We start from the raw sequence: 16,939 nt of genomic DNA, 5'->3' as shown, positions 1-16,939 counted from the left end.
CCTTACACCAGCCCGCTAAAGCCCATAAAGGCCAGGGACATCAGTCCGGCCGTCATCATGCCGATGGCGGCCCCTTTGAAAGGTTTGGGTACGTCTGCCACCGCGAGGCGCTCACGCATCGCGGAAAACAAAATCAGAACCAGGGAAAAGCCCACCGCAGCGCCGAAGCCATACAGGGTGGACTGCACGAAATTATTTGCCTTGAGGGTGTTTTGCAGGGCGACACCGAGTACCGCACAGTTGGTGGTGATCAGTGGCAGGAAGACGCCGAGTACCCGGTGCAGCAGCGGGCTGGTCTTTTCGATAAACATGCGCGCAAACTGCACCACCACCGCGATCACCAGAATGAAGGATATGGTGCGCAGGTACTCCATCCCGAAGGGTTCGAGTAAGTAGGTGTTTACCAGGTAGGAGCAGATGGCGGCGAGAGTGAGCACAAAGGTGGTGGCACCGGCCATACCAATGGCGGTTTCCAGCTTGTTGGAAACCCCCATAAATGGACACAATCCGAGGAACTGCACCAGCACGTAGTTGTTCACCAGGATGGTGGAGAGCAGGATGACGGTAAATTCGGTCATAGAGGTTCCATTCTGCCCACTGTGCCGGGCCGCGGCGAGCACAAAGGTGAATTCGCTCGGTGGATGCTGCAGGCCAGTGTTACTGGCCAGTAATGCCTGATCTGGGTGCGGTATTATGGGGGAGAGGCTATAGGCGTTCAACTTGCCAAACAATCCGGGAGGCGTGCGCGCGAGTCAACGCAGCTGAGCCTGGAAACCGGCTCCATGTGCTTTTTTGCGCCGACTCGCCGGCTCGATCTGCGCCACGGGTTCAGTCGGGGTCCGCCCTTCGCAGCATATACAAGCGTCCCCAACAGCGTATATATGAGGCTAGCCCTCTAAGCTGACCCCCTAAGTGGTATCAAAAGCGACCGACACGATCATGCAGGCGTATCTACAGCACACCCCGATTATCGACTGGCAACACCCGGACATTCTGGCCCTCGCTGCCGATCTGCAATGTTCCTCGGGGGCCAAATTCGGCACTGCGCGCAACAGTTTTGAGTTCGTACGCGACGAAATTCGCCACAGCGGCGATTTTGCGCTGAACCCGGTTACCTGCCGGGCCTCGGATGTGCTGAGCGCGGGTACGGGATTTTGCTTCGCCAAAAGTCACCTGCTGGCGGCGCTACTGCGGGCCAATGATATTCCCGCCGGCTTCAGTTATCAGCGCCTGCTGCTGGATGAGGGCAGTCGCCGTTTTTGCCTGCACGGCCTGAACAGCGTGTACCTGGAGCGCTATGGCTGGTTTCGGGTAGATGCCCGGGGCAACAAGCCCGGCATCACAACCGAGTTTATCCCGCCGGACGAGCGTTTGGCCTACGTCCCTGCTGCCGACGGCGAATGCGATCTGCCAGAAGTGTATGCGGATCCCTTGCCGCAAGTGCTTCAGCTGCTGCAAAGCCAACACAGCTTTGCGGCCGTGACCGAAAACCTGCCGGACGTTTAAAAAAAGCCGCCGTCGGATTACCCTTAGGCCACCTAACGGAATGCTAACGAGGAGTGATCATGTCGGATACGAGTTACACCCCGCCTGCGGTCTGGAAGTGGGATGCGGAAAGTGGCGGCCAATTCGCCAATATCAATCGTCCTATCGCCGGCGCGACCCATGACAAAGCGCTGCCGGTGGGCAAGCACCCCATGCAGCTTTACTCCCTGGCGACGCCCAACGGGGTAAAAGTCACCATCATGCTCGAGGAGCTGCTGGCGCTCGGGCATGAAGGAGCGGAGTACGACGCACACCTGATCCGTATTACCGAGGGTGAGCAGTTCAGCAGTGGCTTCGTCGATATCAATCCGAACTCCAAGATTCCCGCGCTGGTGGATCACAGCACCAAGCCGCCGATCCGTGTATTCGAATCCGGCTCCATTCTGATGTACCTCGCGGAAAAATTTGGCGCCTTCCTGCCGCATACCCCGGAACAGCGCACCGAAACCCTTAACTGGCTGTTTTGGCAAATGGGCGCAGCGCCTTTCCTTGGGGGTGGTTTTGGCCACTTCTACGCGTACGCGCCGGAAAAATACGAGTACCCGATCAATCGCTACACCATGGAAGTGAAGCGTCAGCTGGATGTGCTCGATCGCCAGTTGGCAGAGCACTCGTTTATTGCCGGTCGAGAGTACACTATTGCGGATATGGCAATCTGGCCCTGGTATGGCGCGGTGCTGAAAAACGAAGCCTATGATGCGGCTGAATTTATTGAGGCGCACACCTATAAAAATGTAAACCGCTGGGTGGAGGAGATTGGAGAGCGCCCGGCAGTGCAGCGCGGCGCTATGGTGAACCGTGCCTGGGGTGATCCCGCCAAGCAATTACATGAACGGCACGATGCCAGTGACTTCGCGTTGCGCACGCAGGACAAGATCGGCGACAGCAGCGAAAACGACAAGGGCTAGGTTCACTAGCCCTAACTGGACCTCACCGCAAGGGCGGGCATTGGTGACGCCACAACAGCATTACGCGAGTTGCAAAAGCGTGCGCTGCAAGGTTTCTCCAATGTCTGCATTCAATTTCAAATCCAGCAGCGCGTCGGCGCGGGTGCGCCCCAGGGTGAGCGCGGCGATGGGCTTGCCCCGTTCTTTTGCATAACGGCAGAAGCGAAACCCCGAATACACCATTAACGAAGACCCCACCACCAGCAGCGCGTTGCTCGCGCACAATGCATTCATTGCCGTGTCCACGCGTGCCCGCGGAACATTATCCCCAAAGAACACCACATCCGGTTTCAGGATGCCGGCACATTGCGGGCAGTCGGCCACGCGAAAATGACTGAAATCTACTTCCAGATCGGCGTCGCCGTCCGGCGCAGCCTCCGCGGTAAAGTGTCGAAACTCCGGGTTCAGAGCGTAACTGCGATCGTGCACTTCCTGGCGCAGCGCGCGGTAGTCGCACTGCATGCAGCGAATCTCATCGGCGCGCCCATGCAGGTCAATGACCTGTTGGCTACCTGCACGCTGATGCAGGCGGTCAACGTTTTGCGTAATCATTAGCTGGATGTGACCGCGTCGCTCCAGTTCTGCCAGGTGATAGTGTGCACCATTCGGTGTGGAGTTGCGGATGACTGGCCAGCCTATCAATGCGCGGCCCCAGTAGCGTTGCCGTGTGGCTGCGCAGGCCATGAATTCGCGGTGGTCCACCGGCGGCTTGCGCTTCCATTGTCCGTGCTGGTCGCGGTAGTCGGGAATGCCAGAGTCGGTGCTAACCCCGGCACCGGTCAACACGGTCAAGCGCGGGTAGCGCCGAATAAAATCCACCAACTGCTCTGCTGCTTCGGCACTGGGCAATACCGGATCCGCAATATTTTCTTCACCAGTGAGTGACGAGGGGGATAGCGTGCTCAGACTCATGGTTCGAGGCACCTCTTGGATGGCTGTGTACACGGTATTGTACCCAGTCTGCCAACGCTGTGTTGCGCCAGGTGTCGAAAGCCACCGCGTTAAAAATTGCGCAGTGTCAGATACCAGTTGACCAGTGAGCGGGTCGCAGGCTTGTTGTATACCCGCTGAATGATAAAGCCCGCGGCAAACGCGCCGAGCATTGCGAGTGGCAACGGAATCCGGTTTGCCTGGGTTAAGGCCTGGGCCTTCTGTTGCTCCAACAGACTCAGGGCACAATGGCGTTGTTTTTCCAGTGCCTGCCGGCGCTGTTCAATCTGCTTGTTTAAAGAGCGCAGTGACATTTTCGAGCGCCTCTTGAGCTTGCTTGCGGGATTCGTCGAACCCCAGAAGATTTTTCAGACGATTGATCGATAGTAATAGCACCGTCAGGATGATGATCTGGGACAACATAAAAATGCCGAAGCCAATATAAATGGACTGGAAAAAGTAGTAGCCGAGTAACCCCAGTCCCGCGCACAGGCTCACAATCAACGCAATTGCCAGGAAGAACAGGAATAGCAGCATGATGACGATGCGCTTTCCCGCCTGCAGGGTGCGTTGGAACTCCAGCTGTACCAGGCTCGTTAGATTTTCTGCCCAGGCCGAGGCAAGAGTCATGGTAGCTTCAGCCCTGTCACGTAGCGTATTGAATTCGTCGAGAAGTGACTCGGCCTGCGGTGTGTCTACAGCCGCTTGAGGTGATGCACCTTGCGGCTCTTGCGAAGAGGCATTGGGCTCTGGATCGTGATTGGGGTCAGCCGATTGATTCGAGTCGTCATGCTGATTGCCGGGGGCTGCCATCAATCAATTCCTCGATCAGTGTGTGTGATGTCGAGCGGACGTACAATAGTCAGTGATCATTATGCCGCGCAGCATAACCAGTGCCTTTGCATGACATCTGTGCATGAAATAGGCACCGGTTATGCATCTAGAAAATTGTAGGTCACGTAACGTTATTTTAGGATTTTTGCGATCAGCCAGCCGGCAGCGAAGGCACAGCCCACACTGACAAGCGGATGAGCCTTGATCTGATTCTCCGCACGCTCGGCAACGTCGTGCGCGCGCTGCTTGCCCTTCTCCATACCATCGTGGGCACGGGCCTTCACGGTGTCTGCAGTTTCACGAGCACGTGACTTTAAGTGCGAGGCAGTCTCGTGAGCTGCCTCGCCCGCAAGGTTGTAAGCCTGATGCAGCTTGTTGTGACTGGAACCTGAGTTAGGCGCTTTTGCTGTTGCCATGGTGTTACCCTCCGATAGCAATCAAGGTGAGCGCGAAGGTTAATCAGGAATATTCGTGAATCAAACCGGTTATTGCCGAACGGGGCAAAACGGTATTAGCAAGAGGCTGACTAGAGCGACAAAGCATAGCTGGCCAGGGGTGCCTTGTTAAAACAAGAGTTTGATGACTGCAGCGTTTTGTCTGGTGGTGACTCGTGTGGGCTGGATCATTCAATAGATCAATAGATTTTGGGGAGTGGGCGTTCCGGATTCTCCCTAAGGATGCACCGGAACGCTGCAAGGTCATGTTTAGCCTGCACTACTCGGCTGGCTTGCATTGGGGTTTAAGGCCCTGCGAATAACAAATTGCAATTGTTCCTTGTGCGCGCGCGACGCCGGATTGTTACCAGCACTCTTCAACTGCGCATCAATCTGCCGGAGTGAGTAGCGTGCGATTGCTTGCGACTGCTGCTGCCGGGCGCTGTCTTTACTGGCGTTGGCAGTGGCAATCAGGCGATTGATATATTCTCTCTGCAGGTTCTGCCGGAAGGTGTCCACATTGCCGGTTGCATCCGCTGCGAAGATCGCCAGGTTGAGGTCGGCATACAGGTCTGTCATCGAATACTCATTGCCATACAGGCTCGAGTCCTGAACCCGCTTGAGCACCACCGGGTTGAGCAGGTGGTCGAGCACAGACTTTTGAATATTCAGTACCAGGTCATGCACCTTCGGGTCTTCAGTCTTGCCATAAAAGAAGAACCAGCGACGCTGTTGCTGCATTTCTGTAATGAGTTCGGGAGACAGCATCAGGGCGTCAGGAGCAAACACGTATTCTTCAAGCATGGACATTGCGCGTTTTTGCTCGGCAGCGGCCACTGGACGGAATGGATCACTGCTACCTTCCTGGCCAACCATGGCACGATCCACCTTTACTCCGCCGATGTAGCGCGAAACTATCTGGGCGGCACTTGCGTATTGCTGCAGGGCGACGTTTGCCCCATTTACCAGTTCCTGGCGCGACTCTCCTTGCTTGAGCAGGCGCGCTGGCAGGGAATTCAGAATCTTCTGGCTTAGGCGGAACTGGTGCTGTGCATAGCCAATGCCGTCACCACTCATGTCATTGATCATGATGCGCGGATCAATGCCTGCTCCCGGCGCTCGCATATCGTCCGCGTCATTGCCAAATGCCAGGGCCGGGTCGGTGGAACGGGCGAGGATATTGCTGAGACGCTGCGCCTCTTCTGTTGCGTCTACCGCTGCGGGTGAATAGCCATATTCAATGGCCCAGCGGTCGTAAGCCCCGGGTGCAACGTTGTAGAACTGTTCCTGGCTGCCCTCGCTGATGGACAGGTTGGGCGCGGGGTAATCCATCACCGACGCGGTGAGCCCCTGCTTGCGGGTGATATCGCCATCAAAGATCGATGCCAGTGGTTGATACTGGCTGGCAATGAAGTTGTGGTTTAAGCCGAGGGTGTGCCCCACTTCGTGCAAAATCAAAAAGTAGAGGAATTCTTCCGAGAAGCGGCTGGTAGTTGCCTTGTCGGCGCCAAGTGCGGTGAGCGCGGCGGCACCAAATGCGGCTCCTTGATAGATCGGCAAATGTGATTGTGCCATGGGGTGGAAGTGCCCCGCGTCCGCTGCTGGCTGGCCGGCGGGTACGTTATAGATCTCTTCCATGCGCGACCGGTTTTGCATCGCCACCAGTTCCAGCATGATATCCGCACCGAGGATTTGCCCGGTGCGCGGGTCCGCAATACTGGGACCCAAACCGCCAAACAGCGGTTGGGGTGATGCCGTCCAGCGCAACACGTTGTATTGCAGGTCACCTGCATCCCAATCAGCGTCGTCCGGCTGCACTTTTACCTGGATGGCATTCTTGAAGCCAGCCTGCTCAAACGCCAGATTCCAGGCGAGGGTGGCATCACGGATAGTATCGCGGTATTCCAGCGGTGTGGTGTTTTCGATCCACCAGACAATAGGATTAATGGGCTCGGAAATATCGGCCAGCGGGTTTTTCTTGACTAAATGCCAGCGGTTGATGAAATCGCCGTAGGGTGCGGCACTGTCAGAGGTCAATATTTGTTTGAGTGAGGAAAAATACCCGAGGCGTGGATCATCCCGACGGGGCTCAAAATCGTTGTCCGGTGCCTGAATCAGAATATGCCGGATGCTAAACGCGAGACTACGCTCATCCCCCAGTGCATAGTCTTTTATGTTCAAGCCAAATTCTTTCGGTAATACCGGTTCCGGATTGTCATACACATACTCCACCACAACGTCCGTATTTTGCGCATAGTTGTGCAGACTGGTGAAGCGAGTCTTGTCACTATTCAGCTTTCCAAGTGTCAGGCGGGTGCCCGGTTTCTCCTCGGGGTTGGGCGAGGGTTTCAATTGGCGCAACGAATCGTTGAGAAACAGTGAGTCTATGTTGACGAAAACTGCACCACTGGCTGAGTCTTCTGCCTCGATTTTCAGCGCGGCCAGTATCGGGCGGTTCAGGTTTGCGTGGCTGGCGCGGCTAACAGGGTTTTCCTTCTCGTGTACGAAAACCGTATTTTCCTGCCGTACATGGATTTTATCGAAGTGTTTCTCAAAGCGAATAATGCGGGGCTCAAAGTACATTCCCATGGTATGCAGGATATTACTGCCAGGGATTCCATTGCTCACCTGCATATGGTGAATGATATCTTTCCCGATCTGGTCCGGATCAAGCTTTAAATAGACGCTGCCGGTATCCCGATTCTGATACAGCTCGAAAAGCCCGGAGAGCTTTTCACTGTTTTTGGTGATTTCCGCTACTGGCTTGAAATTGGACTTGGCACTTTCCGCTTTTTCTTCTGGTGCACTGCCTCCGCAAGCGCTGACACTCAAGATGAGTAGGGCGAGTGAAATAATTTTCACTATTCGCACTGAAGTCGTCATGGTTCTTATCCTTGTTGCGTAATGGGCTGATATCACAGGTCTGCAAACAGCCTTACCCCTCCCTGGTGACTACGCGAGTAAATCAAATCTTTGATTGGCCTGTCCAGAGCCCAAAAATAGCTAGCGCCTTGTGGTGTGGACATGTAAATGCACTACTGACAGGTAAATTATTTTCGAAGGGTATTTTGGCTGCCACGATTGATTGAAATGGCGACAGGAATAGCGACAAGAATGGTGTTGGAAATAATGATAGAAAGAAAGGTAAAAGAATACTTTGGGCAAAAAACGTAGATGTTTGGTAGGGGAGCCCGCTACTTGGCGCGAAATATACCGCTGCAGCCTGCAACCGCAGCGGTATCTTGCAGCGCTAGCGATCGTCCTTCCAGTCAAGGATGTTCTGCGTCACCCCGTCCAGTAAACGCTGCCGACTTTCACGGCTGATCCACGCATTATGCGGGGTGATGATGAGGTTGGGGATGTCGCCTGCCAGCAATACGTGATCTGCAGGCGGTGGCTCCACACTAATCACATCCAGTGCCGCACCGCCGATCGTGTGATCTTTCAATGCGGCGACAAGGGCCGCTTCATCCACCAGGCCACCGCGAGCGGTGTTAATCAGGAAGGCGGTTTCTTTCATTGCGGACAGAAACTGCTGATTGACCAGCTGATCCGTTTCTTCAGTGAGCGGGCAGTGCAAACTGATCACATCAGATTGCGCAATCAACTCTGCTAGCGGTGTGCGGCCGGCTTTCTTGTCCCCGGTGAACGACTCCGCAATCAACACCTTCATACCGAGCGCCTCGCCCAATCGTGCGACTTTTTGCCCGAGGTCGCCGTAGCCAATAATACCCAGCACTTTGCCGTCGAGTTCGATTACCGGGTAGTCGAGGCGACAGAAAACCGGGGACTCTGCCCAGCGGCCGCTACCCACGTCGCTGTGATATTGGTGCCAGCGGGTGGCGAGGGCCAGAATCAGGGCGAGGGTATGTTGTGCGAGGGAGGTGCCGGTATAACCGGTAACATTTTTTACCGGAATATTGCTGGCAGCCGCCGCATCCAGATCGATATTGTTGGTGCCGGTGGCGCACACACAGATAAGTTTTAAATTCGGTGCCTTTTCGATAAGCGCACGGTCGAGCACTACTTTATTGGTGATCACTACGTCCGCATTGGCAATGCGCTGTGCGGTCTGCTCCGGTGTCGTAGTCTCAAAAAACTCCCACTGGTCCAGCGTGTTTTGCAGCGCTGAAGTATCCAGTTCATCTAGCTTCATGGTCAGGGTATCGAGAAATACACCGCGCATCGTGGGCTCCAAAGTTTAAGGTTTTAAGGTTTCCGGCTGCGTTGTTGGGGGCAGCACTGCGGGTGCGCAGCGCTGGTTGGCAGGGGGGGTACTGTTGGGGGAGATGGTAAACGGTTCAGAACGGTTTGGCGATTTGGGTTTGCTCACGGGTGAGTTGGTGCTGCAGGGCCCGATCAGCTTATTTTACCGTCACTACCAATTCTGCCGAGGGCGCGGGGTGGCCGGCAAAGCGGGCAACGCTGAATGCCAGGCTCGCCAGCAGCAGAACTTCGCCGCCATTACCCGGGGCTGGTCCCAGCAAGCTGGGCGGTATGGCTGCGGTAAAAAACATGATGGTTGCGCCGACGGTCATCCACGGCCACCGGAACTGCCGCCATAAGCCAATACCGACAATAAGCGTGAGCAGTGTGGCGACAATCGAAGGAATGGGAGGGCCATTGCCGGTAACCGGTTGCTGCCCCTCAAAACACAGTTGGGTGGGGTGCAGGTTGGAGGTGTAGCGCAGGGTATCGTCGAAGCAAGCGGGTACCAGCTCCAGACCGATAAGTCCTTCATAGACCCCTAGCAGAATCATCAGCGGAACGAGCAGCCAGATAAACCAGTTCCATTTTGGGCCCCGGGTCCAGCTTAACCCGGCGCACTGCGCGGTTTTGCTTGCAACTACCAACAGTAGTGGCGTGAGCACGGCATGCATGACAAAGCGTGGCCAGCTCAGGCTTTCCAGCAGCGGGCCGATACCGATGGACGCACCGATCGACAGGATGATGTTGTCGTAGGTGAGCGCGGCGCAGACTAGCGCGATCAGTGCCGCACCGGGTGCGCGCCGGGATTTCCACAGCGAGCAGGCCCAGACACACAGGGTGGTATGGCAGAGCGCATAGATAGGAAACATGACTGCGGACATGGTTAGCCTCGAAACGTTTGTCCCATTGCTGAGCGGTAGCATCTGCTCGACAAGGCAGCGTGGTTAGGATGTTACGCCATTGGACGGAGTGGGAGGCTTGCTGGCAAGGACATTTGTCAAAAGCGAAGCGGGCGCTGGTTGAGCAGTAGGTGGGGCAGCGCTACTGCCCCACCACTAGAGGAAAGGAGATAGAGGAAAGGAAAGAGTGGAAAGGGAAAGGGCGCTTACATCACCCGCATACCCGGCTGAGCACCTGCATGGGGCTCCAGAATCCACAGGTCTTTGCCACCCGGGCCCGCCGCCAGCACCATACCTTCGCTGACCCCAAAGCGCATTTTGCGCGGTGCCAGGTTGGCAACCATTACGGTGTGTTTGCCGATCAGGTCTTCCGGGCTGTAGGCGCTCTTGATACCGGCGAATACATTGCGGGTTTCGCCACCCAGGTCCAGTGTCAGGCGCAGTAGTTTGCCGGCACCTTCCACGTGCTCCGCATTGGCGATCAGGGCGATGCGCAGGTCCACCTTGGCAAAGTCGTCAAACTGGATTTCGTCCGCCAGCGGGTCGTCTGCCAGTGGGCCTTTGGCTGCCTCGGTGTTGGATTGAGTTTCGGCCTGCAATTGTGCCAGGGATTCTTTTGCGGCTTCTTGCACGGCTTCCACCTGAGTTTTTTCGATACGCTGCATCAGCGGCTTGAATTTGTTGATGGTGTGCCCGGCCAGCGGTGTGGTTGCGGTGTTCCAGTCCAGTGCCACACCGAGGAACTCCTCGGCTTTCTTCGCGGTTTCCGGCAGTACCGGTGCCAGCCAGCTGATCAGTGCGCGGAACATGTTCACGCCCTGCGAGCAGATCGCCAGTACTTCTTGTTCCTTGCCTTCTTCCTTGGCCAGAGACCAGGGAGCTTTTTCCGCAATCCACGCATTGGCGGCATCCGCCAGCGCCATGATTTCACGGGTGGCACGGCTGTATTCGCGCGCTTCAAAGAAATCGGTAATGCGCGGGGCCGCTTCCACAAACTGGTTCCACAGCGCCGGGTCGGCCAGCTCGCTGGACAGGGCGCCGCCGGACTTGCTGACAAACTTGGCGGTGCGCGAGGCAATGTTTACCACCTTGCCCACGAGGTCCGAGTTCACCTTGGCGATAAAGTCTTCCAGGTTGAGGTCCAGGTCGTCCACACCGGCGGTCAGCTTCGCTGCGAAGTAGTAACGCAGGTATTCCGGGTTCAGGTGGTCGAGGTAGTTGCGCGCATTAATAAAGGTGCCGCGGGACTTCGACATCTTCTTGCCATTGACGGTCAGGAAGCCGTGTACGCACACCTTGGTTGGGGTGCGGAACTGGGCAGAGTCGAGCATGGCCGGCCAGAACAGCGCGTGGAAGTTGACAATGTCCTTGCCGATAAAGTGATACACCTCGGCGGTGCTGTCTTTTTTCCAGTACTCCTGCCAGTCGAGGCCTTTTGCATCGCAGTAGTTTTTCAGGCTCGCCATATAACCGATCGGCGCGTCCAGCCATACGTAAAAGTATTTGCCGGGGGCGTCGGGGATTTCGAAACCGAAGTAGGGCGCATCGCGGGAGATGTCCCACTCCTGCAGGCCTTCATCCAGCCACTCGGACAGTTTGTTCGCCACTTCACTCTGCAGGGTGCCGGAGCGGGTCCACTGTTTCAGAAAGTCGGTAAAAGCCGGCAGGGTAAAGAAGAAGTGCTCGGACTCTTTTTCCACGGGCGTCGCGCCGGAGATGACCGATACTGGGTTGATCAGCTCAGTGGGGCTGTAGGTCGCGCCGCACACTTCACAGTTATCGCCGTACTGGTCTTCGGATTTACAGCGCGGGCAGGTGCCCTTGATGTAGCGGTCCGCCAGGAACAGTTCTTTCTCCGGGTCAAACGCTTGGGTAATGGTGCGTGAGGCAATATGGCCGTTCTCACGCAGGCGCTTGTAGATCATTGCCGACAGTTCGCGGTTCTCGTCGGAGTGGGTGGAGTGGTAGTTGTCCACACCGATCAGGAAGTCGGCGAAATCGCGCTCGTGCTCCGCCTGCATGTTGGCGATGTGTTGTTCCGGGGTGATACCCAGTTGTTCAGCCTTCAGCATGATGGCAGTGCCGTGGGCGTCGTCGGCGCACATATACAGGCACTGGTTGCCGCGGGCGCGCTGGAAGCGGGCCCAGATATCGGTCTGGATGTACTCGAGAATATGACCCAGGTGCAGGGAGCCGTTGGCATACGGCAGGGCACTGGTGACGAGAATGTTTCTTGGCTGATGGTCGGTTTGAGACATCATGGATTCCAAAGGCTGCGAGATTAGTCTGTGTGGATTCTTTGATTGGACGGCCGTGGGCCGGAAAGAGCGCGGAATATAGCAGAAATGGGCCTTGTAAGGCACCTGCCGACGACGCCCGCCGCGCTGTGCGGGACTGACGGGTCTGTACCCAATAGTCTGTACTGAATTCTGTACTGGGGCGTCGCTTGTGTTCACGACAGAGCTTGACCACAATGCCGCCCAAATTCCAGAGCCAGTGAGGATGCTGCCGTGAACGACGACCACCAAGACCATGAAGACTTCTCTCCCGAGGTTACGGAACAGCTCGAGCGGGTAGCGGCAACGATTGGCGCCCTCGAAGATCCGGCCACCGCGCTGCCACTGGATGCCCTGGATGCGGATATTGAGGTGGGTTTTGATGGGGATAACACCATCTTTACTAGTGTGACCCTCGGGTATCCCTGTGCGAGCCAGCAGCAGGTATGGGCGGAGCGTGTGCGCGCGGCCTGCGCGCCGGTCCTTGCAGACGGGCCTCTGGCGGGCAGCACCCTGAACTTTGATCTGCTTTTTGACATTCCGCGTACAGAAGTGGGTGAGGTGCCGGAGCCGCTTAAGGCGGTGAAGCACATTATCGCCGTGGCGTCCGGCAAGGGCGGCGTGGGTAAGTCCACCACCGCGGTGAACCTGGCGCTGGCGCTGGCGGCGGAAGGTGCTGAGGTGGGTTTGCTGGACGCGGATATTTACGGCCCGAGCCTGCCGACAATGCTCGGCACCGAGGGCACACGGCCCGAGGTAAAAGGCGGCAAGTTTTTTGTGCCGGTTCCGGCGCAGGGCCTGCAGACCATGTCACTGGGCTATTTGCTGACCGAGGATACGCCTGCAGTATGGCGTGGCCCAATGGCGAGCGGCGCACTGAACCAGATGTTGACGCAGACGCTGTGGGGCGAGAGCACAGAAGATGGCGAACTGGATTATCTGATTGTGGATATGCCGCCGGGCACCGGCGACATCCAACTCACGCTATCCCAGAAGGTCGTCCTCGCCGGTGCGGTCATCGTCACCACGCCGCAGGACCTGGCGCTGGTAGACGCGATCAAGGGCGTGGAAATGTTCCGCAAGGTGTCGGTGCCGGTTCTCGGTATTGTGGAAAACATGTCCCTGCACACCTGCTCCAAGTGTGGGCACCAGGAGCCTGTGTTTGGCGCCGGTGGCGGCGACAAAATGGCACAGGATTACGGTACGCGCCTGCTCGGGCAGCTGCCACTGGCGATGTCGATCCGCCAGCAGGTAGATGGCGGCAAGCCGACCGTGGCAGCGGAGCCGCAAGGTGCTTTTGCCGACCTGTACAAACAGGTGGCGCGCGCAACGGCGGCACAGGTTTGGCTGGCTGCGGATGGCGACAGTGACGTGCCAGAGATCGACTTGGGCTAGGCTCTTTGCATGCCCGCACGAGCGGGCGCTGGTGGCCCGCGTTATCGTCACGACTCCACGCGCATTGCGGGTTAGCTATGCGCGGCTCTCGGGAGAAAGGTTTTGGGCTTTCATGTTCGCTACGACCAAGCTTCGCGTATTGTTCATCTAAGCTTCTTTGCGCAGGTGGACCTCGCGGAGAAGCAGGCGGCTGCAGGGCAGGTGGCCAAGTCCTACGGCCATCTGCGGCCTCTGTGTGTGCTTGAGGATGTGCGCCGAGCAGAAATTGTGATGACACCGGAAGAGCGTGCGGCATTTGGCGCCTTTGTGGCACACCTGCCCGGCGTGAGTCATGCCCGGGTCGCTGTGCTGCACACCCCAGAGCATAACGCGAACGTTATTATTGACAGTGTGGCGCAGAAAGAGGGGCTGGTGGTACGAGAGTTCGTCACCGAAGCCGCGGCGTTGCATTGGTTCGCGGAGTGCGAGGCCTGAACATGCGTTGGCTCGCCCAGTACCAATCTTGGCAGCGTTGCGTATAAGCAAGGAGCGAGCGGGTATGGTGCAATGCCCAGGATGGTCGCAATGCGATGGCAGATAGCAAACGGAGTGCTACACCATGTCAGTTCAGATCAGGTTGGAGAGCGGCACCCGCGTGGTGCGTTGCTCCCCGCAGGGTGATGTTTCCTTCGACGAAATGGCGAATGCATCCCTGCGGATCTCACAGAAATATGGCCACGTGCGGCCGCTGCGGATCCTGGTTGATGTGCGCTTCGTGCAGGTTCACATGTCAGCAGATGACAATAAACGCTTCGCCCAGTTTGTTGCGCAGCTGCCCGGTTACGGGAGCGCCAAAATCGTCGTTTTGCACCCCCTTTCCCACAACCCCATGTCGGCAACCGATCGCGTGTCGCGTGAAGGCGGGCTGTCGATTTGCCAATGTGTCAGTGAGGGCGAAGCTTACGCCTGGCTCGCCGCGGAGAGTTCCACGCTCAATGCGAGCCACTGAGTTCTCACCGGTGTATCTCTCACCGGTATACCGTGGGGAATAAATCCACAGGCGCTGGTTGTGCACTCAGGCCTTGCGCGCCTGTTCTGCCTGTTGGCGACGCAGCGCTTGCTTGTGCTGCCGGCGGTTTAAGGTCGTAGCCTTGGCATCTTCACCGAGATGGCGCTCACCACGCTGTTTGGCCAGCTGGATCTGCTTCTCACGTTCGCGAAAACGCGACTTGTCAGCGTCTGACACCGTATCGTGGCAGTGCGGGCAGCTGACCCCCTGCTCGAACAATGGAGACTGCATTTCTTCATCGGTGATCGGCATACGGCAGGCGTTGCACTGCTGGTAGGAGCCGCGCTCCAGGTCGTGATTGACGGTGACCCGGTCATCAAAGACAAAGCACTCGCCCTGCCACAGGGTCTCTTCCTTGGGCACGTCTTCCAGGTATTTCAGGATGCCGCCCTGCAGGTGGTACACCTCGTCGAAACCCTGCTCCTTCAGGTATGCGGTGGACTTCTCACAGCGGATACCGCCGGTGCAGAACATCGCTACTTTCTTGTGTCTGCCTGGATCCAGATTTTCCTTCACGTAGTCGGGAAACTCACGAAAGGTGGTGGTGTTCGGGTTCACCGCGTGCTCGAAGGTGCCTACCTGGAATTCATAATCGTTGCGGGTATCGATCAGCACAACGTCCGGGTCGGAAATCAGCGCATTCCAGTCGGCCGGTTTTACATAGGTGCCGACGGTGCGGCGAGGATCGATGCCTTCGACGCCCATGGTGACGATCTCGCGCTTCAGTTTTACCTTGCTGCGCAGGAAGGGCATGTTTTCGGTGTAGGACTCTTTGTAGTCCAGTTCCGCCAGACGGCTATCGGACTTGAGGTAGCTGAGCAAGGTGTCGATGCCGGCACGGCTGCCGGCGACGGTGCCATTGATGCCCTCGTCAGCGAGCAGCAGGGTGCCGCGCACTTCGTTATCGAGCATTACCTTGAGTAGGGGATCGCGCAGGGATTCAAAGTCTTCGAGGCGAACAAACTTGTACAGCGCGCAGACCACAACGGACGCGGAATTGGTCATGGGAGTTTCCTTGTGCAAGCCGGAGCGTAAATCCGGGGCATGGGTAAAAATCGCCGCGTATTTTAACAAGTTTTGCACTGCGCGTCGTACACTTTTTCGACAATGTCGTATCGGGCTTGACCGGGTGTTCAGGAGTTCGCTTTACTGTCTTCCCGAGCATGTCGGTGCCAGTTCCCGCATCCCCCTTTGCCAGCGAGGCTTCCCCCATGGCTGAAGAAGTTACCCCGCAAGATTCTCCCCTGAGCCGCGCGTATAGCGATGGCAACCACACCGTCAGCATCGATATTTATGAAGACGGTGACGGCGGTTGGCTGCTGGAAATCGTTGATGAAAACAACAACACGACGGTGTGGGAAGACGTGTTTGACTCCGATGCCGACGCATTGCAGGAGGCGCTGGACGCATTGAAGGAAGAGGGAGTCGGGGCGTTTATCGGTCCCGCGGAAGAGAGCGGCAGCTGGGAAGCGCCCTGATACCAAAAATACGGTGACCACGTATTGGCGGGGCGTACTGAGAAAGTAACGGCCCCGCGCAGCAGGATTTTCAACACCTGCTATGGTTATACATAGAAGGGAATCGCGACAGTGTAACAGCACTACCCAATCGCGGTGCCGCCAAGGGTCAGCAAGGAAAGTTGCCCTGGCGGCACCAACTGATCGCGGTCTGCAGATGTATAAAGTGTGGTTGCTCTGCATGAAGATATTCCCTCTCTTTCTCCTTGTTTTTCTGTTCGGGTTTTCTCCCGTCATGCCGGCGATGTCCGGCGTCCAGCTAAAAGTGTCCGAGGACCGTGTGATCGATGTGGATCTCGCGGAGGCCAAGCTTATTTCCGAACTGAAAGGCTACGCCATTATCGCCGGACGAACCTGTGTGGACTGCGACGAGAACACAGCCATCTTTCTCGAGCGCATTGCGGTCGCACCGGGCGAGCCAACCGAGGCACGGCGGCCGCGTGATCGAGACGAAGATGACATTCCTGAGCCGGAGCAGTTTGCCGCACGGGCGCCGACGGATGGCTCCGTGGCGCAACAACGTGACCGGTCTCAGGCGGAGCTTGAAGGCAACGAAGATGGTGTGTTGAACCTGGATCTATCCGGCGAGCGCTTCACGTATCCGGGTGTGTACCGCGATTACCTGACCAAAGAGCTGGTGGAAAAAACCCGTATGTTTTACGGCAAGTGCCACGAAGATGGGCCGGCGCTGCTGTGGCTTAGCGAGTACCGCACGGAGCAGGGTTGGGTAAAGGAAGAGTACTTGCTGGTGTTCCGCGATGAAGGCATTGAGCATCGTTACAATCAATCGCACCAGCCAAGCGCCTATTTCATTGAAAACGATGGCTGCAGCGAAGTGCCGGGGATCGATGTCACCACGGAACCGTGAAGCATCCTGACGAACAGCAACAAAAAAAGCCCCGCCA

17 protein-coding genes are annotated in these 16,939 nt (G+C 57.0%); 7 read left to right on the top strand and 10 right to left on the bottom strand.

The window, feature by feature from the left end:
• Positions 1–2 precede the first annotated feature (2 nt).
• Positions 3–578, bottom strand: coding sequence for an electron transport complex subunit RsxA (rsxA, locus tag AS89_RS0110785; protein ID WP_010132630.1), 576 nt, complete (start codon positions 576–578; stop codon positions 3–5).
• 361 nt (positions 579–939) lie between these two features.
• On the opposite strand from rsxA, the gene AS89_RS0110780 reads away from it, so the two are divergent.
• Positions 940–1,506, top strand: coding sequence for a transglutaminase-like domain-containing protein (locus tag AS89_RS0110780; protein WP_010132629.1), 567 nt, complete (start codon positions 940–942; stop codon positions 1,504–1,506).
• A 59-nt stretch (positions 1,507–1,565) separates the two neighbouring features.
• On the top strand, positions 1,566–2,453 hold the full coding sequence (yghU, locus tag AS89_RS0110775; RefSeq protein ID WP_010132628.1) for a glutathione-dependent disulfide-bond oxidoreductase: 888 nt from the start codon (positions 1,566–1,568) through the stop codon (positions 2,451–2,453).
• Between the two features lie 60 nt (positions 2,454–2,513).
• Here yghU and AS89_RS0110770 read toward each other — a convergent pair whose 3' ends face one another.
• From AS89_RS0110770 to metG, 8 genes are all read right to left on the bottom strand, one after another.
• A complete protein-coding gene (locus tag AS89_RS0110770) occupies positions 2,514–3,404 on the bottom strand; it encodes an NAD-dependent protein deacetylase (protein ID WP_010132627.1) in 891 nt (296 codons plus the stop codon).
• A gap of 89 nt (positions 3,405–3,493) precedes the next feature.
• Positions 3,494–3,736: a hypothetical protein gene (locus AS89_RS18680; protein ID WP_138976392.1), complete on the bottom strand. Its 243-nt coding sequence runs from the start codon at positions 3,734–3,736 to the stop codon at positions 3,494–3,496.
• Positions 3,705–4,235 carry a hypothetical protein gene (locus tag AS89_RS0110760; RefSeq protein WP_010132626.1) on the bottom strand — a complete coding sequence of 177 codons (531 nt, stop codon included), beginning with the start codon at positions 4,233–4,235 and terminating at the stop codon, positions 3,705–3,707. Before AS89_RS0110760 ends, AS89_RS18680 begins: the two co-directional genes overlap by 32 nt.
• 152 nt (positions 4,236–4,387) lie before the next feature.
• Positions 4,388–4,672, bottom strand: coding sequence for a DUF883 family protein (locus tag AS89_RS0110755; RefSeq protein WP_010132625.1), 285 nt, complete (start codon positions 4,670–4,672; stop codon positions 4,388–4,390).
• A 288-nt stretch (positions 4,673–4,960) separates the two neighbouring features.
• Complete coding sequence (locus AS89_RS17365) at positions 4,961–7,573, bottom strand: zinc-dependent metalloprotease (RefSeq protein WP_010132624.1); 2,613 nt, start codon at positions 7,571–7,573, stop codon at positions 4,961–4,963.
• Positions 7,574–7,940: 367 nt separating this feature from the next.
• Positions 7,941–8,876: a D-2-hydroxyacid dehydrogenase gene (locus tag AS89_RS0110745; protein WP_010132622.1), complete on the bottom strand. Its 936-nt coding sequence runs from the start codon at positions 8,874–8,876 to the stop codon at positions 7,941–7,943.
• A gap of 178 nt (positions 8,877–9,054) precedes the next feature.
• Positions 9,055–9,780 carry a hypothetical protein gene (locus AS89_RS0110740; protein ID WP_029249950.1) on the bottom strand — a complete coding sequence of 242 codons (726 nt, stop codon included), beginning with the start codon at positions 9,778–9,780 and terminating at the stop codon, positions 9,055–9,057.
• A 224-nt stretch (positions 9,781–10,004) separates the two neighbouring features.
• Positions 10,005–12,056 carry a methionine--tRNA ligase gene (gene metG / locus AS89_RS0110735; RefSeq protein ID WP_010132620.1) on the bottom strand — a complete coding sequence of 684 codons (2,052 nt, stop codon included), beginning with the start codon at positions 12,054–12,056 and terminating at the stop codon, positions 10,005–10,007.
• A 252-nt stretch (positions 12,057–12,308) separates the two neighbouring features.
• On the opposite strand from metG, the gene apbC reads away from it, so the two are divergent.
• From apbC to AS89_RS0110720, 3 genes are all read left to right on the top strand, one after another.
• Positions 12,309–13,469 carry an iron-sulfur cluster carrier protein ApbC gene (gene apbC, locus AS89_RS17360; RefSeq protein WP_010132619.1) on the top strand — a complete coding sequence of 387 codons (1,161 nt, stop codon included), beginning with the start codon at positions 12,309–12,311 and terminating at the stop codon, positions 13,467–13,469.
• A 102-nt stretch (positions 13,470–13,571) separates the two neighbouring features.
• A complete protein-coding gene (locus tag AS89_RS0110725) occupies positions 13,572–13,943 on the top strand; it encodes a hypothetical protein (RefSeq protein WP_010132618.1) in 372 nt (123 codons plus the stop codon).
• A 124-nt stretch (positions 13,944–14,067) separates the two neighbouring features.
• A complete protein-coding gene (locus tag AS89_RS0110720; RefSeq protein WP_010132617.1) occupies positions 14,068–14,457 on the top strand; it encodes a hypothetical protein in 390 nt (129 codons plus the stop codon).
• Between the two features lie 66 nt (positions 14,458–14,523).
• Here the strand turns inward: AS89_RS0110720 and trhO are convergent, their stop codons facing one another.
• Positions 14,524–15,522, bottom strand: a complete 999-nt coding sequence (trhO, locus tag AS89_RS0110715; RefSeq protein ID WP_010132616.1) for an oxygen-dependent tRNA uridine(34) hydroxylase TrhO — start codon at positions 15,520–15,522, stop codon at positions 14,524–14,526.
• Positions 15,523–15,728: 206 nt separating this feature from the next.
• Between trhO and AS89_RS0110710 the strand changes: the two genes are divergently transcribed.
• Together AS89_RS0110710 and AS89_RS0110705 are read left to right on the top strand one after the other, a co-directional pair.
• On the top strand, positions 15,729–15,995 hold the full coding sequence (locus AS89_RS0110710) for a hypothetical protein (RefSeq protein WP_010132614.1): 267 nt from the start codon (positions 15,729–15,731) through the stop codon (positions 15,993–15,995).
• Positions 15,996–16,215: 220 nt separating this feature from the next.
• The gene (locus AS89_RS0110705; protein WP_029249948.1) at positions 16,216–16,902 is read left to right on the top strand and encodes a hypothetical protein; all 687 of its coding nucleotides are present in this window, start codon (positions 16,216–16,218) and stop codon (positions 16,900–16,902) included.
• Positions 16,903–16,939: the final 37 nt, after the last annotated feature.

Source organism: Microbulbifer agarilyticus S89 (assembly GCF_000220505.1).
Taxonomy (GTDB): Bacteria; Pseudomonadota; Gammaproteobacteria; order Pseudomonadales; family Cellvibrionaceae; genus Microbulbifer; species Microbulbifer agarilyticus_B.
This window is presented reverse-complemented; position numbering and strand designations above follow the sequence as displayed.